The following is a 21457-nucleotide window of genomic DNA, read 5'->3' on the forward strand; positions in this document are numbered from 1 at the left end:
GGGCCGGCCTCGTCCGGGCGTGACCGGACCGGCGGCGCCGGTAGGGTGGCCCGGTTGTCCTACGTAGCCGAGCCGCCCGCCCGTCACCCACCGCGCGCGGCCCCCTCGATTCGACCTCATGCACGGAGACCGTGACTACCACCGCCGCTTCCTCCGCCCACTCCCACCACCTGTCGCCCGCGTTCCCGGGCCGGGCCCCCTGGGGTACCGCCGGCAAGCTGCGCGCCTGGCAGCAGGGGGCGATGGAGAAGTACCTCCAGGAGCAGCCGCGTGACTTCCTCGCCGTCGCCACGCCCGGCGCCGGCAAGACCACCTTCGCGCTGACCCTCGCCTCCTGGCTGCTGCACCACCACGTCGTGCAGCAGGTGACCGTCGTCGCGCCCACCGAGCATCTGAAGAAGCAGTGGGCGGAGGCCGCGGCGCGGATCGGGATCAAGCTGGATCCCGAGTACAGCGCGGGTCCCCTCGGCCGGGAGTACGACGGGGTCGCCGTCACCTACGCCGGTGTCGGTGTCCGTCCGATGCTGCACCGCAACCGCGCCGAGCAGCGCAAGACCCTCGTCATCCTCGACGAGATCCACCACGCCGGCGACAGCAAGTCGTGGGGCGAGGCCTGTCTGGAGGCCTTCGAGCCCGCCACCCGCCGGCTGGCGCTGACCGGTACGCCGTTCCGGTCCGACACCAACCCCATCCCCTTCGTGACGTACGAGGAGGGGTTGGACGGCATCCGGCGATCCGCCGCGGACTACACGTACGGATACGGGTCCGCGCTGTCCGACGGGGTCGTCCGGCCGGTCATCTTCCTCTCCTACAGCGGCAACATGCGCTGGCGTACGAAGGCCGGTGACGAGGTCGCCGCCCGGCTCGGCGAGCCGATGACCAAGGATGCGGTCAGCCAGGCCTGGCGTACGGCCCTCGACCCGCGCGGCGACTGGATGCCGAGCGTGCTGCGCGCCGCCGACCAGCGGCTGACCGAGGTGCGCAAGGCGATCCCGGACGCGGGCGCGCTCGTCATCGCCTCCGACCAGGACTCCGCGCGCGCGTACGCGAAGCTGATCCGGGAGATCACCGGTACGAAGGCGACGCTCGTCCTCTCCGACGACGTCGGCGCGTCGAAGCGGATCGACGAGTTCAGCGACGGTGACGACCGGTGGATGGTCGCCGTACGCATGGTGTCGGAGGGCGTCGACGTGCCGCGGCTCGCGGTCGGGGTGTACGCCACCACGATCTCCACCCCGCTGTTCTTCGCGCAGGCCGTCGGGCGTTTCGTGCGGTCCCGGCGGCGCGGCGAGACCGCGTCCGTGTTCCTGCCGACCGTGCCCGACCTGCTGACCTTCGCCAACGAGATGGAGAAGGAACGGGACCACGCCCTCGACAAGCCGAAGAAGGAGGGCGAGGAGGACCCGTACGCCGACTCCGAGAAGGAGATGGAGGAGGCGAACAAGCAGCAGGACGAGGACACCGGCGATCAGGACATGCTGCCCTTCGAGGCGCTGGAGTCCGACGCCGTCTTCGACCGGGTGCTGTACGACGGCGCCGAGTTCGGCATGCAGGCCCACCCCGGCAGCGAGGAGGAGCAGGACTACCTCGGCATTCCCGGACTGCTGGAGCCGGACCAGGTGCAGATGCTGCTCCAGAAGCGGCAGGCCCGGCAGATCGCGCACAGCCGGAAGAAGCCGGACACCGAGGCCGATCTGCTGGAGGTTCCCGCCGAGCGGCGCCCGGTGGTCACGCACAAGGAGCTGATGGAGCTGCGCAAGCAGCTCAACACGATGGTCGGCGCGTACGTGCACCAGAGCGGCAAGCCGCACGGGGTGATCCACACCGAGCTGCGACGGGTGTGCGGGGGGCCGCCGAGCGCGGAGGCGACCGCGGGGCAGTTGCGGCAGCGCATTGCGAAGGTGCAGGAGTGGGCCACGCGGATGCGGTGACGTCCCCCCACGTCGGGGGCCGTGCGTATCCGGACGAATGCAGGCAGGCCGGATCCGGGCCTGCCCGGATTCTGGACGAAGCCTTCCGCTCAGCGAACCGGCTTCGCTACTGTCCCGCTACGCACACGCCCCGTGGCAGCGCCGCCGCGGAGCGCAGCCGTGAAGCGACTCGGCCCGCCAGCCGCCGGGCCGTCCTGCCGATCGGCGGCCTCTGAAGCGCGTCGCCGACGGGACTCGACGACGCATCCGCCGCTCAGGGGCCGTCGGCCTCACCACCAAAGGAGTGGGCGTCGTGACCGCGGAGACCTCTCAGACGCTCGACCGGGGACTGCGCGTCCTCAAACTGCTCGCCGACACCGACCACGGACTGACCGTCACCGAGCTGTCCACGAAACTGGGCGTGAACCGGACCGTGGTCTACCGGTTGCTCGCCACGCTGGAGCAGCATGCGCTGGTACGGCGAGACCTGGGCGGCCGGGCCCGCGTAGGGCTCGGGGTGCTGCGGCTGGGCCGGCAGGTGCATCCGCTGGTACGGGAGGCCGCGCTGCCCGCGCTGCGGTCGCTCGCCGAGGACATAGGGGCGACCGCGCACCTGACCCTGGTCGACGGTTCGGAGGCGCTGGCCGTGGCGGTGGTGGAGCCGACGTGGACGGACTACCACGTGGCCTACCGGGCCGGGTTCCGCCACCCCCTGGACCGGGGCGCGGCCGGCCGGGCGATCCTCGCCGCGCGGCAGTCGCCGTCCGCCGATCCCGGGTACACGCTCACGCACGGCGAGCTGGAGGCGGGGGCGAGCGGGGCCGCGGCGCCGCTGGTCGGGGTCACCGGGGTCGAGGGCAGTGTGGGTGTGGTGATGCTGACGGACTCCGTGCCGGAGCGCGTGGGACCGCGGGTGGTGGAGGCGGCACGAGAGGTCGCGGAGGCCCTGCGCTGACCGGCGGACCGAGCACCGGTCCACCCCGGTCCGCCCCGGTCCGTCCCCTGGCCGAGCCAGCCCCGGTCCGCCCCCTGGTCGAGCCAGCCCGGGTCCGCCCCCTGGTCGTGCCCGGGTCCGGCCTCTGTCGAGTCCCTGCTCACCCGTGTCCCCGTGAGCGGCCCCCGACGCGGGACCGTATGCCGGCGGTCGCGGGACCGTACGCCCGCGGACACCGGACCTGTGCGCCCCGTTCGGTGCGCGGTCCGTGCCGCGCGGGCGGGGTGGGGACGCACGTTAGATTGACTTCGTGCTCTCACGTCTCACACGCCTCCAGGCCCTCGCCGTCTGCGCGCTGCCCGTCGTGGCCCTGATCGCCACGGCCGTGTTCGCGCCGCTGCCGTTCTCGGTGGCGCAGCCCGGCATGACGGCGAACGTGCTCGGCGAGAACAAGGGCACCCCGGTGATCAGCGTCTCCGGCGCGGCGACCCGGAGGACCAGCGGGCAACTGCGCATGACCACGATCGAGGCGACCGGCCCGGACGCCCGCGTGTCCCTCGGCGACATGCTCGGCAACTGGTTCCGCACCGACCGGGCCGTCATGCCGCGCGGCTCGGTCTACCCGAGCGGTGACACCGTCAAGGAGATCGAGCGGCACAACGCGGCGCAGATGCGGCAGTCGCAGGACGCGGCGGCCCAGGCGGCGCTGAAGTACCTGCACCTGAGCGCCGACAAGGTCAGCGTGTCGCTCAACCTCGCCGACGTGGGCGGGCCCAGCGCGGGACTGCTGTTCACCCTGGGCATCGTGGACAAGCTGGACGGCGACGGCAGCGGCGGCGACCTCACGGGTGGCCGCACGATCGCCGGTACCGGCACGATCGACGCCGACGGCAAGGTCGGCGCGGTCGGCGGGGTGGCCCTGAAGACACAGGCCGCGCGCCGGGACGGGGCCACCGTCTTCCTGGTGCCGAAGGCGGAGTGCGCCGACGCCGGGTCGGAGCTGCCGAAGGGCCTGCGGCTGGTCCCGGTGACCACGCTGAAGGGCGCGGTCGACTCCCTGGTGGCCCTGGAGAAGGGCAAGGGGCCGGTCCCGAGCTGCTAGGCGGACACCGGGAGGGCTCCGTGCCGGGCCGCTATTTCACGAACCCCTCCTGCCGCATCCAGTCCAGCGCCACCTGGTGCGGGTCCTGGCCGTCGACGTCCACCCTGGCATTGAGGGTCTGCGCCACCGTGTTGTCCAGTCTCCGGGTGACGGGCCCGATGACGCCGGCGATGGCCGGCCATTTCCTGAGCACCTTCGTGTTGACCACGGGCGTGGCGTTGTAGTCGGGGAAGAACTTCTTGTCGTCCTCCATCACCACCAGGTGCATCGACCTGATGCGGCCGTCGGTGGTGAACACCTCCCCGTAGGTGCAACTGCCCTTCGCCACCTGGGTGTAGATGATGCCGGTGTCCATCTGCGTGACGTTGCCCGCCGGGATGCGCATGCCGTACGCCTTCTCCATGCCGGGCAGCCCGTCGGCCCGGTTGGCGAACTCGCCCTCCACGCACAGGGTGACGGCGCCGGGGTCCTTCTTCGCCAGCGCGGCCACGTCGGACAGCGTTCTCGTGCGGTACTCGGCGAAGTGCGCCCGGTTCATGGCGAGCGCGTAGGTGTTGTTCAGGTCGGAGGGCGGCAGCCAGGTGAGCCCGTTCCGCAGGTCGGCGTCCCGCACGGCCTGCCACTGCCGGTGCGCGTCGGGGATCGGACTGTTGTTGCCCAGGTAGGTGATCCAGCCGGTGCCCGTGTACTCGAACTGGGCGTCGGCGTCCCCGTTGCGGACCGCCTCCCGGGAACCGATCGACCCCTGGATGCCGGTCCGGTCGAGGACGTCCGCGCCGGCCGCCTGGAAGGCGATGCCCATGATGGCGCCGAGGATCAACTGCTCGGTGAACTCCTTGGAGGTGACGGTGAGGTGGGCCCCCGCGAGCGGCCGTCCCCGCCCGATCGAGCCGGGGCGGACGTCGTCGGCCATGGGGGAGCCGCTGGTCAGCCCGCAGCCGGACGGTACGACGAGCAGCGCGGCCAGCAGCAGGCTGGCTCGGCGTCTCATGGGCCCGCCTCCAGTCCCCGGGGCCGCAGCAGCACTTCCGCCAGCGAGGCCAGCCAGTCCACCAGCAGGGCGAGTGCCACGGTCAGGAGCGAGCCGAGGACCAGCACCGGCATGCGCTGGGTGGTGATGCCGGTGGTGATCAGGGTGCCGAGGCCGCCGCCCCCGCCGAAGGTCGCCAGGGTCGCCGTACCGACGTTGAGGACCAGCGCGGTGCGGACGCCGGCGAGGATCAGCGGGACGCCGAGGGGGAGTTCGACCCGGGTGAGCACGCCCAGCGGTGACATGCCGATGCCGCGGGCCGCCTCCAGCAGGGTCGGGTCGTTGGCCCGCAGGCCGGCGATCGTGTTGGAGAGGACCGGGAGGATGGCGTAGATGATCATCCCGATCAGGGCCGCCCTCGTCCCCGTGCCGAGCCAGATGACGAGGAGGGCGAGCAGGCCGATCGCGGGGGTCGCCTGGCCCGTGTTGGCCAGGGTCATGGCCGCCGGGGTGGCTCTGCGGAACGCCCGCCGGGTCAGCAGGATGCCCAGCGGGATGGCGATGACGAGCACGAAGAAGGTGGAGATCACCGTCAGCCGCACGTGCTGCCACAGTGCCTCGGAGACCTGGCCGCCGGACAGCGCGTTCCGGGAGATCGTGTCCAGGTCGGCCTGCCGGAACCACAGCCAGGTCGCGAGGAGCACGACGGCCAGGAACGCGGGCAGCACGGTCAGCCGCCCCCCGGACAGCCGCCGTCGGGGCGCGCCCCGGGCCGGGGGCGGGGTCTCCCGCTCCGCCCCGTCCGCGTCGTGGCGGGCGCCGGGGTCCTCGCGTTCGCCCTCGGGGGGCCGGACGGTGCTCACGCCTTCTTCTCCGCTCCGTGGCCCTCCTGCTCGAAGTGGGTCTGGGTGGCGCGCGCCTCCATCAGCTCGTGCTGGGCCTCGATGGCCTCCAGCCGGTCGGCCTCCAGCAGTTCGTGCACGGAGTTCATCAGCGTCTCCATGTCGACGACGCCGATGTACTCGCCGCGCCGCCCGGTCACCGCGACCCGCCCCGCGTTGTCGGTCAGGACGGCCTCCAGGGCGTCCCGGAGGGTGGCGTCCCGGGTCACCGTGTCGTGCACCAGGGTGCCCGCGCGGGCGAGCGAGCCGCGGGCCCGCATCAGGTCGCCGCGCCGCAGCCACTTGTAGGGCCGGCCGCGCCTGTCGAGGAGCAGGATCTCGTTGGTGCCGCTGCCGCGCAGGTCGCCGAAGATCTGCTGGAGCGGGGTGTCGACGGTCACCGTCGGGTAGTCCCGCATCTCCACATCCCGCACCCGGGTCAGGTTGAGCCGTTTCAGGGCCGCGCCGGCGCCGACGAAACCCGAGACGAAGTCGTCGGCGGGGTTGGTGAGGATCGCCTCCGGGGTGTCGAACTGGGCGATGTGCGAGCGTTCGCGCAGCACCGCGATCCGGTCGCCCAGTTTGATCGCCTCGTCGAAGTCGTGGGTGACGAAGACGATCGTCTTGTGCAGTTCGCGCTGGAGCCGGATCAGCTCATCCTGGAGGTGGTCGCGGGTGATGGGGTCGACCGCGCCGAACGGCTCGTCCATCAGCAGCACCGGCGGGTCGGCGGCGAGCGCCCGGGCCACGCCGACGCGCTGCTGCTGGCCGCCGGAGAGCTGGCGCGGATAGCGGCCGTGGAACTCGCCCGGGTCGAGCCCGACCAGGTCCAGCATCTCCTCGACCCGGTCGCGGATCCGCTGCTTCGGCCAGCCGGTCATCCTCGGTACGAGAGCGATGTTCTGGGCGACGGTCATGTGCGGGAACAGGCCCGAGGACTGGATGGCGTACCCGACCTTGCGGCGCAGCCGTACCGGGTCGATGCCGGTGACGTCCTCGCCGCCGATGCGGATGCGTCCGCCGGTCGGCTCGATCAACCGGTTGATCATCTTCAGCGTCGTGGACTTCCCGCAGCCGGACGGGCCGACGAAGACGACCGTCTCGCCCGCCCTGATCTCCATGCTCACGTTGTCCACGGCCGGTTGGGCGCTGTTCGGATACCGCTTGGTGAGGTTCTCCAGCTCGATGGCCGCCCCGGCGACGGATGCCTCAGACACGGATCCCCCTGGGGATGGTCAGCCGGCCGAGCAGCACGTACGCGGCGTCGAACAACAGGGCGAGGATGACGATCCCGAGCGTGCCCGCGAGCACCTGGTTCAGCGCGTTCCTGCTGCCCAGGGAGGCGAGCCCGCGGAAGATCTCGTTGCCGAGGCCGGGGCCGGAGGCGTAGGCGGCGATCGCGGCGATGCCCATCAGCATCTGCGTGGAGACCCGGATGCCGGTCAGGATCGGCGGCCAGGCCAGCGGCAGCTCCACCCGTACCAGCCGCACGGGCGCCGACATGCCGATGCCGCGCGCCGCGTCCACCAGTGCCGGGTCCACGCCGCGCAGGCCCACGATCGCGTTCCGCACGACCGGCAACAGCCCGTACAGCGTCAGTGAGATCACCGTGGGCGGCACGCCCAGGCCGACCACCGGGACGAGCAGACCGATCATGGCGAGGGAGGGGACGGTGAGCAGGGTGGAGGTGACGGTGGTGGCGAGGTTGCCGGCCCACTCGGTGCGGTAGGTGGCGATGGCGAGGAGCACCCCGGTCGCGGTCGCCAGGACCATGCACTGGAAGACCGCGGAGGCGTGCTGGTAGGCGTCCGTGAGTAGCTGCTGGTGCCGGCCGGCCAGGTACTCCCAGAAGCTCACCCGCGCTCACCCCCAGGGTCGGCCGCGTCCCTGCGCCGGACGCGGTGGTACAACTGGTCCGCCCGGAGTACGGCCCGTCGGCTCACTCACCGAGGGCCGCCTGCTCCACCAGCGGGATGATCCGCAGCGGAACGGGGTTCTCCATGACGATCGTCGTGGACGCCCGGACAATGCCATCAAAGCCGACAACCCGGTCGATCACCCGTTGGAGATCGGCGTTGGAGCGGGCCACCAGGCGGCACAGCATGTCTCCGTTGCCGGTGGTGGTCAGCAGCTCCAGTACCTCCGGCACGCTCGCCAAGTGGGCCCGTACGTCGACCCCTTGGCCCTGGCGGATCTCCAGCGTGGCGAACGCGGTGACCGGGTAGCCGAGAGCCGCCGGGTCCACCTGGGGGCCGAATCCGCGGATGACTCCGTTCGACTGAAGCCGGTCGAGGCGCGCCTGCACCGTGCCCCGGGCGACACCCAGCCGCCGGGACATCTCCAGCACCCCGATGCGCGGCTCCTCGGCCAGCAGCACGATGATGCGTCCGTCCAGATGATCGATCGCCACGGGACCCCCCGAGATGGTCAGCCTGTACAGAAAGCCCGCCCGAATGCGCGTATCACTGGTCTGATTGCCCAGCCATAACGCGAACTATTGCGCACCTTGCTGAGCAGCGCGACTCTTCCGCTATGACGCAGACCACAGACCACACTCCCGAGACGACCGCCCGGCAGGCCGACCCCTTCCCGGTCAAGGGAATGGACGCGGTCGTCTTCGCCGTGGGCAACGCCAAGCAGGCGGCGCACTACTACTCCACCGCCTTCGGCATGCGGCTGGCCGCCTACTCCGGACCGGAGAACGGCAGCCGCGAGACCGCGAGCTATGTGCTGGAGAACGGCTCCGCCCGCTTCGTCCTCACCTCGGTGATCAAGCCGGCCACCCCCTGGGGCCACTTCCTCGCCCAGCACGTGGCCGAGCACGGCGACGGCGTCGTCGACCTGGCCATCGAGGTGCCCGACGCCCGCCGCGCCCACGCCTACGTCGTCGAGCACGGCGCCCGCTCGATCACCGAGCCGTACGAGGTGAAGGACGAGCACGGCACGGTCGTCCTCGCCGCGATCGCCACCTACGGCGAGACCCGCCACACCCTGGTCGAGCGCACCGGCTACGACGGCCCCTACCTGCCCGGCTACACCGCCGCCGCGCCGCTCGTCGAGCCGCCCGCCCAGCGCACCTTCCAGGCCGTCGACCACTGCGTCGGCAACGTCGAACTCGGCCGGATGAACGAGTGGGTCCGGTTCTACAACACGGTCATGGGCTTCACGAACATGAAGGAGTTCGTGGGCGACGACATCGCCACCGAGTACAGCGCGCTGATGTCGAAGGTCGTCGCGGACGGCACCCTGAAGGTGAAGTTCCCGATCAACGAGCCCGCGATCGCCAAGAAGAAGTCGCAGATCGACGAGTACCTGGAGTTCTACGGCGGTGCGGGCGTCCAGCACATCGCGCTCAACACGAACGACATCGTGCAGACCGTCCGCACCATGCGCGCGGCCGGCGTCGAGTTCCTCGACACCCCCGACTCCTACTACGACACCCTCGGCGAGTGGGTCGGCGACACCCGCGTGCCCGTCGACACCCTGCGCGAGCTGAAGATCCTGGCCGACCGCGACGAGGACGGCTACCTGCTCCAGATCTTCACCAAGCCCGTCCAGGACCGGCCGACCGTCTTCTTCGAACTCATCGAGCGGCACGGTTCGATGGGCTTCGGCAAGGGCAACTTCAAGGCACTGTTCGAGGCGATCGAACGCGAGCAGGACAAGCGGGGCAACCTGTAACCGCCGGGTCCCCGCCGGGCCAGTCCAGGGGGGACCGTGGAGGAACGCATCGACCTCGCCGCCCCGGCCGTCCGCTGGCTGCGGCAGAAGGACACGCTGCGCGAACCCACGGTCCTCCAGTCGTTCGCCTTCGACGAGGTCCACCACCACCTCTACGTCCTCCAGCTCACCCCGGGCGGCCGGGACGCCGGCGACCTGTGCCTCAACCGCCTGGACCTCCGGGGCCGGCGCCTGGGCCACATGTACCTCAGGGGCTTCGGGCACGGCGTGAGCATGGGCGTCCAGCACGACACCGACGGCACGGTGTGGATCTGGACCGAGGCCGACGCCGCCGGCGGCTACGGCCGGGGCGTCACCCGCTTCAGGTTCGCGCACGGGGCGACCCGCACGGGCGGGGATGTCCGGATCCGCCACCCGGTCGAGGGCTCGCACGGCAACCAGCCCACGGTCTGCCCGGCCACCGGCCGCCTGGCCCTCCGCTACCGGCTGCGCGGCAGCACACCCCGCTACCGCGTCTGGGACATGGCCGCCTTCACCGCCCGGGACCACGCCTCCCCGCTCGCCGACTTCCCCCAGACCGGCGCCCACCCCGACCCGGCCGCACCCTTCCAGGGGTACGCCCTGCACGGCGACCACCTCTACCAGCTCGCGGGCTCCGCCTACGACCCGCGCACCGACCGGCCCGCCGGCCACGGCGACACCCACCTGTCCTGCCTGGACATCCGCACCGGCGAACTCCTCGCCCGCCACCGCACCGAGGCGGCCTACTCCCTCGACCACCGCGAACCGGAGGGCCTCGCCGTCCGCCACACCGGTACCCCGCGCCTGTACCTGGGTCTCGCGTCCGGGCCGGAGGGCGCACGCAGGTTCTCGATCTACTACAAGTGACCCCTCACCGGCGCGGCTCCCCGTCCCCTCCGTCCTCCACGCCCTCTTCGCCGGGCGGTTCGTCGGGTGCGGGCTCACCCAGTGCCCGCAGTGCCGTCCGGGCCACCGGCACGCCCAGGGGGGAGAAGTACGGGTTGATCCGCAGCGCCTCCTCGAGATGCCGACGCGCGGGACCGTACCGCTCCAGCTCGCCCTCGATCATGCCCCGGTGGAACGCGTACAGCGCGCTGCGCACCCCGCCGCCCTTCGTCTTGTCCGTCGCCGCGGACGCGTAGGTCAGCGCCTCCTCGTTCTCCCCGGCCCGGTGCAGCGCCCAGCCCAGCGCGTCGGCCACCTCGGTCCCCGGCTGCCGCCGCCACTCGTCCCGCAACCGCTCCACGGCGTCCGGCGCGTCCCCGTGGTCCGCCTCGAACCGCCCGATCAGCAGCTCCTCGTCGACCCCGCCCGCCACCGCCCGCCCCACCGCCGCCCGCAGCCGCGTGTACTGCTCCGCGGCGAGCCGCTCCTGCCCCAGCGACTCGTACAGCTCACCCAGCTCCAGCAGGACCGCCGGGTCCGGCTGCCGGGCGAGAGCCGCGCGGTACCCGCTCAGCGCCTCCGTCGTACGCCCCAGCGCGGCCAGCGTCCGTGCCCGCCCGGGCGGCGCCGCCTGCTGGTCCGGGTCGAGGCGCAGGGCGGCCTCGAAGTGCCGCAGCGCGTCCGGCAGGTCCCCGCGCTCCCAGGCCAGCTCACCCACCCCGGTCAGCCATGCCGCCCGCTCGGCCGGGGTGCGGGCGGCAGCCGCCGCGTCGGTGAGCTGGGCCACCGCGTCCTCGCGCCAGCCCCGGTCCCGGTACACCGCCGCGGCCCGCGCCATCACGGCCGGCCGCACCTCCGCACCGGTGCGCAGCCCCAGCAGCTTGTCCAGGGCCTGCTGGGCCGCCTTGTGGTCGCCGAGCCCGGTGTACGCGTCGATCAGCGGCGGATACGCCGACCACCGCTTCGGCGCCGCCTTCAGCGCCTGTTCGCCGTACCGTCTCGCCGCCGGGAAGTCCCGGCGGGCCAGCGCCAGCGAGGTCAGCCCGTCCAGCGCCGCGGTGTTCCGCGTGCCGCGCACCTCCAGCGAGGTCCGCAGCGCACGGCCGGCCCGCGGGTAGTCCGCCGCGTCACCCGTCCGGCGGCCCCGCTCCGCGTACGCCGCCCCCAGCACCGCCCACGCCCGCGCGTCCCGCGGCTGCGCCCGCACCCGCTGTTCCTGCCGGGCCACCAGCGCCGTCAGGCCGGGCAGCGCGGCCGGCACCCCGTAGGTCACCGCCGTCGACGTCAGCGTCCGCGGGCGCGGGCCCGCGGCGGGCGGCGCGGCGGGCTGGCGCCGCTCCTGCGGCAGCAGCATCAGCCGCGCCCGCGACGACACCGCCCGCCAGCGCGGCGACCAGCAGCCGCCGCGCCGTCCGCCGCGACCGGCGCGGCGGCCCGGCCGGCAGGGACGTACCCGGCTCGCACAGTCGGTCGTTCATAAGGCTTACTGTGCGCCAATATGACAAACACATCCGGGTGGCCCAAGGGCGGCGCGCGGACGGGGTTCACACCGATGGCTGCGAGTGCGAACCTGTGATCATGAGCCGTATCGAAGCGACGCACGACGCGGAGACGAGCACTCTCACCGACCGGCTCCTGGCCGGCCTGCCGCCCGAGGCCGTCCTGACCGACCCCGACGTCACCGCCTCCTACTCCCACGACATGGCGAGCTTCTGCCCGGCCGGCGCCCCCGCCGTCGTCGTACTGCCGCGCACGGTCGAGGAGGTGCGGCACGTCATGCGCACCGCCACCGAGCTGCGCGTCCCCGTCGTCCCGCAGGGCGCCCGCACCGGCCTGTCCGGCGGCGCCAACGCCACCGACGGCTGCATCGTGCTCTCCCTCACGAAGATGGACCGCGTCCTGGAGATCAGCCCCGTCGACCGGATCGCCGTGGTCGAGGCCGGCGTGGTCAACGCGGTCCTGTCCCGCGCGGTGGCGGAACACGGCCTGTACTACCCGCCGGACCCTTCGAGCTGGGAGACGTGCACCATCGGCGGCAACATCGGCACGGCCTCCGGCGGCCTGTGCTGCGTCAAGTACGGCGTGACCGCCGAGTACGTCCTCGGGCTGGACGTCGTCCTCGCCGACGGCCGCCTGCTGACCACCGGCCGCCGCACCGCCAAGGGCGTCGCCGGTTACGACCTGACCCGCCTCTTCGTCGGCTCCGAGGGCTCCCTCGGCATCGTGGTCCGCGCGGTCCTCGCCCTGAAGCCCCAGCCGCCCCGGCAGCTCGTCCTGGCCGCCGAGTTCCCTTCCGCGACCGCCGCCTGCGACGCCGTCTGCCGGATCATGGCGGGCGGTCACGTCCCGTCCCTCCTCGAACTGATGGACCGTACGACCGTCAACGCCGTCAACGCCCTCGCCCGCATGGGTCTGCCGGAGACCACCGAGGCGCTGCTCCTGGCCGCCTTCGACACCCCGGACCCCGCCGCCGACCTCGCCGCCGTCGGCGCCCTGTGCGAGGCGGCCGGAGCCACCCAGGTCGTCCCCGCCGAGGACGCCGCCGAGTCCGAGCTGCTGCTCCAGGCCCGGCGGCTCTCGCTGACCGCGCTGGAGGCGGTCAAGGGCACGACGATGATCGATGACGTGTGCGTGCCCCGCTCACAGCTCGGCGCCATGCTGGAGGGCGTCGAGCGGATCGCCGCCGCGTACGGCCTGACGATCGGCGTCTGCGCGCACGCCGGTGACGGCAACACCCACCCCACCGTCTGCTTCGACGCCGGCGACCCCGACGAGTCCCGGCGGGCCCGCGAGTCCTTCGACGAGATCATGGCCCTTGGCCTGCGGCTGGGCGGCACCATCACCGGCGAACACGGCGTCGGCGTCCTGAAGAAGGAGTGGCTGGCCCGCGAGATCGGCCCCGTCGGGGTGGAGATGCAGCGGGCGGTGAAGCAGGTCTTCGACCCGCTCGGCATCCTCAACCCGGGCAAGGTCTTCTGACCGTCGGGCCGGGGCTGTGCTTACGGACGGGGCCACCGTCGGGCCGGGGCTGTGCTTACGGACGGGGCCGCGTACGACCGGGGCCGCCGGTCCGGCCGGGCTAGCCCGGCCGCCCGGGTCACCGGGCGAGCAGCTCGTCCAGCGCGCCGTCGATGCCCAGCCGCCCGGCCTCCGTCCCCGGCGGCACCGCCCGCAGCGTCCGCTCCAGCCATGCCGACACCTGCGGGACCGGCGCCCGCAGCAGCGCGTCGCCGTCCGGTGAACCCAGCGCTATCAGGACGACCCCGCGCCCGTCCGCCCTCGCCGGCCACACCCGCACGTCCCCGCTCCCGCACGGCCGGAACACCCCCTCCACCAGCAGCTCACGGGCGAACGTCCAGTTGACGGGGTGCTCGGAGTCGATGTGGAAGGTGACGTGGACGGCGTAGGGGTCGTCGGAGCGGTAGCCGAGCCGGGCCGGCACCGGGACGCTCCGGTCCGGCGACAGAATGAGCCTCAGCTCCAGCTCCCGTTCCACCACGGTGTGACGCATGACCTGGGTTCCTCTCCGGTCGGGGCCGCTCGGACCGGGCCCGTACGGGGGAGAGGCGGCGGGGACCCGGGCATTACGCGGGTCCGGGGGAGTTCTCTCCGCCATGTCCGGGGGACCGGCACGGCATTACCCGGAAAGGAGTGGGTCCTGCGGGAGTGGCCGTGGGGGGTGCCCGGGTCTGATAGATGTGGAGGCCCCCATCCCACCCCCGAGCAGATACGGGACGACGGACATGAGCGCCCCAACCCCGGCCGCAGGTGACGACAGGCCCCGTGAGGGCTACTACCCGGACCCGTCCATCCCCGGCTACGTCCGGTACTGGAACGGCTCCTCCTGGGTGCCCGGCACCAGTCGCCCGGCGCCGAAGGACGGCGAGCCGCTCATCCCGCCGGCCGGCATCCGCCCCGCGGCCCCGTCCGTCGAGGAGACGGGCCCCCACTTCTTCGACGAGGACCCGGCCGACCCCGTACGGCAGCCGCACACCGCCCGGACCGATCCCGCCGACCAGTGGCCCCGCACGGACCCGGCCGAGCACACCGCACACGCCGGACAGGCGGCGGAGGACGGACAGGACGCGCAGGGTGCGCAGTGGGACCACCGGACCCACCCCGGCCTCCCCGGTCTCCAGGGTGAGGCAGGGCGGGTCGAGGGCTGGGGGGCGGACCCCCGGGTGCCGGCCGGGGCGGCCGGCGGTCGTGTCGCCGCCCGTACCGAGGGCGCCGCGGCGACGCCCCCGGCGGAGGACGAGGCCCCGGACCCCGGCACCTTCCTCTTCCGGCGCCCGATCCCCGGCCCGGCGGCCCACAGCGACGACGGCACGATGACCTTCCGCCCGGTACCGGCCGGCGCGGAGGGCGACCCGCCCGGCGGTCCGGGTCCGGCCGGTTTCGGCACCCAGGGCCCGGTCGGCGCGACCACGCCGACCACCCCCGCCTCCTCAGCCGCGGCCGGCAACCACGGCTTCGGTGCCGGAAAGGCCGCCGCCGCCCGCGCCACCGCCGCACCGTCGCCCGAGACCCCGGGGACCACGCAGGCCCCGTGGACGCCGGGAACTCCGCAGACCCCGCAGGGCGTGCAGCCGGGCCCGGCCGCCGCCGGCTTCCCCACCGCCTCCGGCGTCCCCGCCTCGCCCGCCGGCGTCACCCCGTCCGTCCCCCAGCAGAGCGCTGCCCCGACCACCCCGCTGACCAGCGGCTCCGGCGGTGGTCAGTCCTCCTGGGCGCAGCAGGTGCACCAACTGGCCGGGGGCGGTGACGAGCAGCCGCCGGCCCCGTGGAAGCCGCCGGTGGAGGACGTGTTCCAGGCCGCCGCCCGCCGCCAGGCGGCCGCGCGGCCCGCCGGGCTCGGCAAGCGGTTCGCGGCCCGGCTGATCGACCTGTTGGTGGTGGGGGCCGTGACGGCCGCCGCCGCGGTGCCGCTCGGCCTGCGGGCGGCGGACCACGTGCAGGAGAAGATCGACGCGGCCCGGCTGTCCGGCCGTACCGTCACCGTCTGGCTGCTCGACGGCACGACGGGCACCAGCCTCGGCATCGTCCTCGCCGTCCTGCTCCTCGCCGGAGTCCTGTACGAGGTGCTGCCCACCGCCAAGTGGGGCCGCACACTCGGCAAGAAGCTGTGCGGTCTCCAGGTGCGGGACATCGAGGGGCACGAGCCCCCGGCGTTCGGCCCGGCGCTGCGCCGCTGGCTGGTGTTCAGCGTGCCGGGGCTGCTGGTCGTCGGTGTCGTGGGCATGCTGTGGTGCCTGTTCGACCGGCCGTGGCACCAGTGCTGGCACGACAAGGCGGCCCACACGTTCGTCGCGGGCTGACAGCGACACGGACGGCCGTAGCCCGTACGGCCGCCCTCCGGATGCGGGGCCGGAGGGGCCGCGGTGCACTCGGGCCATGATCAGCGAACCGCCCTCCGGCTCCGGATCCCAGCCCCCGCCGCCCGGCGGCGGCCCGACACCCCCGTACGGCGGCGGCCCGTACGAAGGCGGTGGCGGCCCATACGACGGCGGTGGCGGCTCCGGCTACCCCGGCGACCCCCTGGCCGGTATGCCCCCGCTCGCCGACAGCGCCCGGCGGACGCTCGCGAGGCTCATCGACATGGTCCTCGTCGGTGTCGTCGTCTGGCTGCTCACCTGGGTCTTCGGGCTGCGGCTGTACTCCGTCGACAGCGACCGCATGCAGGTCGGCCGGTCCGTCGCCGCGGACGTCGTCATGGCCGTGCTCTACGTCGCCTACGACACCGTCATGATCAGCAGATCGGGGCAGACCCTCGGCAAGAAGTGGCTCGCCATGCGGGTGGCCGACCTGGACGACGGCGCCACCCCCTCCGTGGGGACCACGCTGATCCGCTCCCTGGTGCTGTGGGTGCCGTTCGCCTGCTGTTGCTGCCTGTGGACGGTGATCGCGGGCGGGTGGAGCTTCTTCGACAAGCCGTACAAGCAGGGGCTGCACGACAAGGCGGCCAAGACGGTGGTGGTCAGCACCGGTTGAGGGCCGCCAGCCGGTCGCCGGGAAGGACCGGTACGGGCCGGACCCGGTTCCAGGTGACCTGTGCCCACCCCGCGGAGCGTGCCCGCGTGGAGCGGAGCCGCCCGTGCGGCGTCGATCCGTCGCTCGCGCCGCCCGGGTGTCCCGGTCAGAAGGAGGTGGGGACGCGCTCCTCGTCCGGTACGGCCTCGGCGGGTGCGTGTGCCGGGCGGCCTCGCGGGGCGGTGGCCGTCATGGCGACCAGCAGCCCCAGCGCGAGGGCCGCGAGGGCGATGACGCTGATCCCGACGGGCGAACTCGCCTGCGACAGCAGCAGCATGGCGAACGTCGAGAGGATCACGGTGCAGACACCGTAGGCGAGCTGTGCGGCGGTCGGACGAGGCATGGCAATCGTGTCCTCGGCGGTTTCGGGGATGGGGTGCCGTGGGGCTCTCTTGGCGTGCATGCCCGAGCGGGACGCCCGGTAAGCGCGGCCTAACCCACGGTACCGGTGCACGGGGGGCGCACGGAGACACCGGCCTCGTCGGACGGACGGCTTCCTGCGCCGGTCGCCGGGGCGACACGTGTCCGTAAAGCGAACGCCACCTCCGCATAGTGCACTTGTCCTGCTCAAGTCAAGGTCTGTCTTTTCTGTCAAACCTCTAGTCAAATGTCGTCACTTGATACACGCGTTGATCGAGCACGCACGGATTCCTCCATGCCCTGGAACCCCCTGTCCGTGCGCGCGGCGCGGGGGAGGAACTCAAGTGACCAGCAGATCCTGGACGTTCAGAGCGGCCGCCATCGGTGTGACGCTCGCGGCGGCCTCCGCCACGTTCGCCACCTTCGCCGTCGCGGAAGCGGGCACGCAGCGCCCGGCCGCGGCCGCAAACCGGCACGACCCGGCCCCGGTGAAGCAGCAGAAGCACGACCTGGACGGCCCGCTGAGCAAGACTCAGGACGCCCAGCGCGAGGAGGCCCTGAAGCAGCTCATATCGGGCAAGGCCACCGCGCAGGAGCGTAACGGCTCCAAGGTCGTCAAGCTCAAGAGCCGCAAGGGCCGGAGCAAGTACGTCGAGCTGAGCCGCGAGAAGACCGACAAGATCTTCACCATCCTGGTGGAGTTCGGGAACCAGACGGACCCCAAGTACGGGGGCACCGCGGGCCCGCTGCACAACAAGATCGCCGCGCCGGACCGCAAGAAGGACAACTCCACGGCCTGGCAGAAGGACTACGACCAGAAGCACTACCAGGACCTCTACTTCGGCTCCGGCAAGAAGACCGAGTCGCTGAAGAAGTACTACGAGAAGCAGTCCTCGGGCCGCTACTCGGTCTCCGGTGAGGTCACCGACTGGGTCAAGGTCCCGTACAACGAGGCCCGTTACGGCAACAACGCGTGCGGCTCCAAGAACTGCCCGAGCGTGTGGAACGTCGTCAGCGACGGCCTGAGCGCCTGGGTCGCCCAGCAGAAGAAGGCGGGCAAGTCCGACACCGACATCAAGGCGGAGCTGGCCAAGTACGACCAGTGGGACCGCTACGACTACGACGGCGACGGCAACTTCAACGAGCCCGACGGCTACGTCGACCACTTCCAGATCGTGCACGCCGGTGAGGACGAGTCCGCGGGCGGCGGCGCGCAGGGCGAGGACGCGATCTGGGCCCACCGCTGGTACGCCTTCGGCACCGACGCCGGCGCCACCGGCCCCGGCAGCAACAAGCTCGGCGGCACGCAGGTCGGCGACACCGGCATCTGGGTCGGCGACTACACCATCCAGCCGGAGAACGGCGGCCTCGGCGTCTACGCCCACGAGTACGGCCACGACCTCGGTCTGCCGGACGAGTACGACACCGCCGGCGGCGACAACTCCACCGGTTTCTGGACCCTGATGTCGTCCGGCTCCTGGCTGGGCACCGGCAAGGAGTCCATCGGCGACCTGCCCGGCGACATGAACGCCTGGGACAAGCTCCAGCTCGGCTGGCTGAACTACGACAGCGCCAAGGCGGGCAAGCAGTCCACGCACAAGCTCGGCCCCGCCGAGTACAACACGTGGGACAAGCAGGCCCTCGTGGTGTCCCTGCCGGACAAGGCCGTCACCACCACGATCACCCAGCCCGCCGAGGGCTCGACCCAGTGGTGGAGCGGCAGCGGCAACGACCTGAAGAACACGCTGACCCGCACCGTGGACCTCACCGGCAAGACGTCGGCGAACCTCAGCCTGGACGGCTGGTGGGCCACCGAGGAGGGCTACGACTACGTCTACACCGAGGTGTCGACCGACGGCGGCGCCAACTGGACGGCCCTGGACGGCACGGCGGACGGCCAGGCCCTCCCGCGTGACGCCAGCGGCAAGCCGGCGCTGACCGGCTTCTCGCAGACGCACAAGAAGCTGTCGTTCCCGCTCGACGCCTACGCGGGCAAGAAGATCGACGTGCGCTTCCGCTACGCCACCGACGGCGGTGTCGCGGAGAACGGCTTCACGGCCGACGAGATCACCGTGACCGCCGACGGCGCCCCGGTGTTCTCGGACAACGCCGAGACCGCTGACGCCGGCTGGACCGCGGCCGGTTTCTCCCGGGCCGGCGCGTCGTTCACCAAGGACTACGCGCAGTACTACATCGCCGAGAACCGCCAGTACGTGTCGTACGACAAGACCCTCAAGGTCGGCCCGTACAACTTCGGGTACCTCACCACCAGCCGCCCGGACTGGGTGGAGCACTACCCGTACCAGAACGGCCTGCTGGTCTGGAAGTGGGACACCTCCCAGGCGGACAACAACACCAACGACACCAACGGCCACCCGGGCACCGGCCTGATCCTGCCGGTCGACTCGCACCCGAAGGCGCTGAGGTGGGCCGACGGCACGCTGCTGCGCAACCGCGTCCAGGCGTACGACTCCCCGTTCAGCCTCTACGGCACGGACGGCATCACCCTGCACCAGGCCGGGGTCGCTCGGAAGGTCAAGGCGTCGAAGGGTGTCCCGGTCTTCAACGACCACATCAGCACCTACTACGACGCGTCCAACCCCACCGGCGGCGTCAAGGTCACTGACACCAACACCAAGATCACGATCGTCAAGGAGGCCAAGGACGGCTCCACGATCCAGCTCAAGGTCGGCCCCGCGGTGAAGTAGTCCCACATCCGCGCAGGTCACAGGCGTATCGGCGGCAACCCCCTGGCGGGTTGCCGCCGGTCGTGTTTAGGTGCGTCCCGTGGAGTGCTTATTGACACCGACCGGGACGGGGATGTGACCGCATGGCCGCTGGAGGCTTCTGCAAGCTGCCGGACAACACGGTGGTGGTGGCACTGAACCTGCCGAGTCCCGCCGGGGGCCCGGAAGGGGTGCGAGTCCTGGTACACGCCCCGAACCGGGCCCGGGCCCTGACCCGGCTGCGCAACCTGGGGCTGCGGGCCGTGTACCTGCGCGGCAACGCGCTGCCTCCCACGCCGGACGAGGTCACGGCGGTGCTGCACCATCCCGACGGCCTGATATGGCGCACGGCCGGCGACGGCGGTGTCAGCGGGCCCGAGCTGTGGCGCCCGATCCGCGCCCTGCTGCGGCCCGCGCTGCTCCAGCCGTGACCGGCCCTGCGGCATGACGGAGCGGCCCCCGCCCGGGGGGGCGGGGGCCGCTCGGCGCGGGCCGGAGACCGGGGTCCCCGGACAGCGCACCTACCGCGAGGCGGAGCGCCGCTCGGCGGCGGCTGCCACCTTGGCGGCCTTCCGCAGACCGGCCACGGTCGTGTGGAGCCGTTCGGGCCGGGACTTGCCCGAGGCGGCGCTCAGCTTCTTGCGCGCCTCGGTGTTCGTGAGGGCCACGATGTTGGCCGAGGCCGGCGTCACGGTGCCCTTGGCCACGACGAAGACGCCCTGGCTTCCGCCCACCGGGATCCAGAAGTTCTGCACGCTGGTGATGCCGGGGTGGTCGCTCGCCGTGAGCTGCCGCAGGTACAGCGCGTACTGCTTGCCCACGGTCAGCGGGGTGGCGCCCTCCATCGTCACCTTGTCGGTGTCGATGTTGCCGACGATGATCTCGTCACCGTCGTTCACACCGCCGCCGCGCTTCATCATCCCGGCGACCCGCACCTTCAGGAAGACCATCGGTGTGCAGTCCGCCGTGCCCGGCCCGTCGCCGGCGATCCCGGACGGGGTGACCGTCGGATCGGGAGAGCTGGTGGCCGACGGGTCCGGGTTGGGGTCGGTGCTGTCCGGTTCCGTCGGGTCGATGGCGGGCTCGCCGGCGTTGTCGCCGCCCTTGTCGCACTCCCGGGTCTCGATGCTGAGCACGGGCCCGGTGACGGCGATCTCCGCCACCGAGCTGACGTCCTCGGCGCTGCTGTAGTAGGCGTAGTCCGCCTCGACGTGCAGGCCCCCGCCGGCCTCGGACGATCCGGGGCCGGAGCAGGCCGTCAGGCAGGCCAGTGCCACACCGGCGGCCAGGGCGAAACGCGCTTTCGTCTTCATCACTGTCGTTGTCCTCCTCGACCGCTCAGTACTTCGCCTTGACGCCCTTGACGTCGTCGTACCAGGGGCCGTCGCTCCCACAGCTGAACTTGCCCGTGCCCTGCCGCATGACGGCCGGTCCGGGGTTGGCGCAGGTGTAGTACTCGTGGTCGAGACCGTAGGCATGGCCCAGTTCGTGCTCGGCGACGAGCTTCTTCTCGCGTGCGCTCAGGCCGCGCATGGTGGAGGTGTTGAAGACGATGTACACCTCGTCGTAGGACCAGTAGCCGAACGTGCAGCCCTGCCAGCTCGTCCGCGCCCAGTCGTCCCACGCGTGCCCCTCGTCCCTCACCTCGACCTCGGGGTCGCCGTTGTTCTTCTCGTACCGGAAGTAACCAGGGGCGCTGGTGGTGTCCCAACGGCCCTGGGCGCCGTTGAACGCGTTGTAGTACGTGTTGGTGATCTTGCTGTACTTGTACGAGATGGGGTCGTTGCCGCTGACCCCGTAGAAGCTGCCGCACAGGTGGTGGTAGGCCTGGGCGGGAGCGGCGGTGCTGAAGTGGACGGCGACGAACGAGGCGCACAGCAGGAATACCTGGAGGATCCTGGGCACGGCTCTGGTTCCGCTGCGGCGCGGCGGTTCGGACATCTGGCTGGCTCCCTGT

General features: G+C 72.1%; 19 protein-coding genes and 1 pseudogene. 10 read left to right on the forward strand and 10 right to left on the reverse strand.

The window, feature by feature from the left end:
• The first annotated feature begins 131 nt into the window (after window positions 1-131).
• The 3 genes from D9753_RS21815 (at window position 132) to D9753_RS21825 (ending at window position 3946) form a co-directional block, all read left to right on the forward strand.
• Window positions 132-1931, forward strand: coding sequence for a DEAD/DEAH box helicase (locus D9753_RS21815; protein ID WP_121788512.1), 1800 nt, complete (start codon window positions 132-134; stop codon window positions 1929-1931).
• 292 nt (window positions 1932-2223) lie between these two features.
• Window positions 2224-2865, forward strand: coding sequence for an IclR family transcriptional regulator (locus D9753_RS21820; protein WP_121788513.1), 642 nt, complete (start codon window positions 2224-2226; stop codon window positions 2863-2865).
• 289 nt (window positions 2866-3154) lie between these two features.
• Window positions 3155-3946, forward strand: coding sequence for a S16 family serine protease (locus D9753_RS21825; RefSeq protein WP_121788514.1), 792 nt, complete (start codon window positions 3155-3157; stop codon window positions 3944-3946).
• Window positions 3947-3977: 31 nt separating this feature from the next.
• Here D9753_RS21825 and D9753_RS21830 read toward each other — a convergent pair whose 3' ends face one another.
• The 5 genes from D9753_RS21830 to D9753_RS21850 form a co-directional block, all read right to left on the reverse strand.
• On the reverse strand, window positions 3978-4937 hold the full coding sequence (locus D9753_RS21830; RefSeq protein ID WP_121788515.1) for a glycine betaine ABC transporter substrate-binding protein: 960 nt from the start codon (window positions 4935-4937) through the stop codon (window positions 3978-3980).
• A complete protein-coding gene (locus D9753_RS21835) occupies window positions 4934-5779 on the reverse strand; it encodes an ABC transporter permease (RefSeq protein ID WP_121788516.1) in 846 nt (281 codons plus the stop codon). The genes D9753_RS21830 and D9753_RS21835 overlap by 4 nt, the downstream gene beginning before the upstream one ends.
• Window positions 5776-7014 carry a betaine/proline/choline family ABC transporter ATP-binding protein gene (locus D9753_RS21840; RefSeq protein WP_121788517.1) on the reverse strand — a complete coding sequence of 413 codons (1239 nt, stop codon included), beginning with the start codon at window positions 7012-7014 and terminating at the stop codon, window positions 5776-5778. The genes D9753_RS21835 and D9753_RS21840 overlap by 4 nt, the downstream gene beginning before the upstream one ends.
• On the reverse strand, window positions 7007-7654 hold the full coding sequence (locus tag D9753_RS21845) for an ABC transporter permease (RefSeq protein WP_121788518.1): 648 nt from the start codon (window positions 7652-7654) through the stop codon (window positions 7007-7009). Before D9753_RS21845 ends, D9753_RS21840 begins: the two co-directional genes overlap by 8 nt.
• A gap of 82 nt (window positions 7655-7736) precedes the next feature.
• Window positions 7737-8207 carry an Lrp/AsnC family transcriptional regulator gene (locus tag D9753_RS21850; RefSeq protein WP_205614226.1) on the reverse strand — a complete coding sequence of 157 codons (471 nt, stop codon included), beginning with the start codon at window positions 8205-8207 and terminating at the stop codon, window positions 7737-7739.
• A 122-nt stretch (window positions 8208-8329) separates the two neighbouring features.
• Here D9753_RS21850 and hppD point away from each other — a divergent pair, with 122 nt between their 5' ends.
• Both hppD and D9753_RS21860 read left to right on the forward strand, forming a co-directional pair.
• Window positions 8330-9478, forward strand: coding sequence for a 4-hydroxyphenylpyruvate dioxygenase (hppD, locus tag D9753_RS21855; protein ID WP_121788520.1), 1149 nt, complete (start codon window positions 8330-8332; stop codon window positions 9476-9478).
• Window positions 9479-9514: 36 nt separating this feature from the next.
• The gene (locus D9753_RS21860; protein ID WP_121788521.1) at window positions 9515-10366 is read left to right on the forward strand and encodes a phage baseplate protein; all 852 of its coding nucleotides are present in this window, start codon (window positions 9515-9517) and stop codon (window positions 10364-10366) included.
• A gap of 4 nt (window positions 10367-10370) precedes the next feature.
• Here the strand turns inward: D9753_RS21860 and D9753_RS21865 are convergent.
• Window positions 10371-11862: pseudogene (locus tag D9753_RS21865) on the reverse strand (tetratricopeptide repeat protein).
• Window positions 11863-11956: 94 nt separating this feature from the next.
• Here D9753_RS21865 and D9753_RS21870 point away from each other — a divergent pair.
• On the forward strand, window positions 11957-13363 hold the full coding sequence (locus tag D9753_RS21870; RefSeq protein WP_121788522.1) for an FAD-binding oxidoreductase: 1407 nt from the start codon (window positions 11957-11959) through the stop codon (window positions 13361-13363).
• Window positions 13364-13481: 118 nt separating this feature from the next.
• On the opposite strand, the gene D9753_RS21875 is transcribed toward D9753_RS21870, so the two are convergent.
• Entirely contained in the window at window positions 13482-13895 is a 414-nt protein-coding gene (locus D9753_RS21875) for an SsgA family sporulation/cell division regulator (RefSeq protein ID WP_121788523.1), read from the reverse strand.
• 232 nt (window positions 13896-14127) lie between these two features.
• Here D9753_RS21875 and D9753_RS21880 point away from each other — a divergent pair, with 232 nt between their 5' ends.
• Both D9753_RS21880 and D9753_RS21885 read left to right on the forward strand, forming a co-directional pair.
• A complete protein-coding gene (locus D9753_RS21880; RefSeq protein WP_121788524.1) occupies window positions 14128-15702 on the forward strand; it encodes an RDD family protein in 1575 nt (524 codons plus the stop codon).
• Window positions 15703-15778: 76 nt separating this feature from the next.
• A complete protein-coding gene (locus D9753_RS21885; protein WP_121788525.1) occupies window positions 15779-16375 on the forward strand; it encodes an RDD family protein in 597 nt (198 codons plus the stop codon).
• A 145-nt stretch (window positions 16376-16520) separates the two neighbouring features.
• On the opposite strand, the gene D9753_RS21890 is transcribed toward D9753_RS21885, so the two are convergent.
• Window positions 16521-16757 (reverse strand): hypothetical protein, encoded by a 237-nt coding sequence (locus tag D9753_RS21890; RefSeq protein WP_121788526.1) that lies wholly within the window; start codon window positions 16755-16757, stop codon window positions 16521-16523.
• A gap of 361 nt (window positions 16758-17118) precedes the next feature.
• Between D9753_RS21890 and D9753_RS21895 the strand changes: the two genes are divergently transcribed.
• Both D9753_RS21895 and D9753_RS21900 read left to right on the forward strand, forming a co-directional pair.
• A complete protein-coding gene (locus tag D9753_RS21895) occupies window positions 17119-19482 on the forward strand; it encodes an immune inhibitor A domain-containing protein (RefSeq protein WP_121788527.1) in 2364 nt (787 codons plus the stop codon).
• Between the two features lie 122 nt (window positions 19483-19604).
• Window positions 19605-19931 carry a hypothetical protein gene (locus tag D9753_RS21900; protein WP_121788528.1) on the forward strand — a complete coding sequence of 109 codons (327 nt, stop codon included), beginning with the start codon at window positions 19605-19607 and terminating at the stop codon, window positions 19929-19931.
• 90 nt (window positions 19932-20021) lie between these two features.
• Here D9753_RS21900 and D9753_RS21905 read toward each other — a convergent pair whose 3' ends face one another.
• Both D9753_RS21905 and D9753_RS21910 read right to left on the reverse strand, forming a co-directional pair.
• Window positions 20022-20813, reverse strand: coding sequence for a hypothetical protein (locus D9753_RS21905; protein WP_121788529.1), 792 nt, complete (start codon window positions 20811-20813; stop codon window positions 20022-20024).
• A gap of 25 nt (window positions 20814-20838) precedes the next feature.
• Window positions 20839-21441 (reverse strand): zinc metalloprotease, encoded by a 603-nt coding sequence (locus tag D9753_RS21910; RefSeq protein WP_121788530.1) that lies wholly within the window; start codon window positions 21439-21441, stop codon window positions 20839-20841.
• Between the last annotated feature and the right edge of the window lie 16 nt (window positions 21442-21457).

Source organism: Streptomyces dangxiongensis, from assembly GCF_003675325.1.
In the GTDB taxonomy this organism is placed as follows: domain Bacteria; phylum Actinomycetota; class Actinomycetes; order Streptomycetales; family Streptomycetaceae; genus Streptomyces; species Streptomyces dangxiongensis.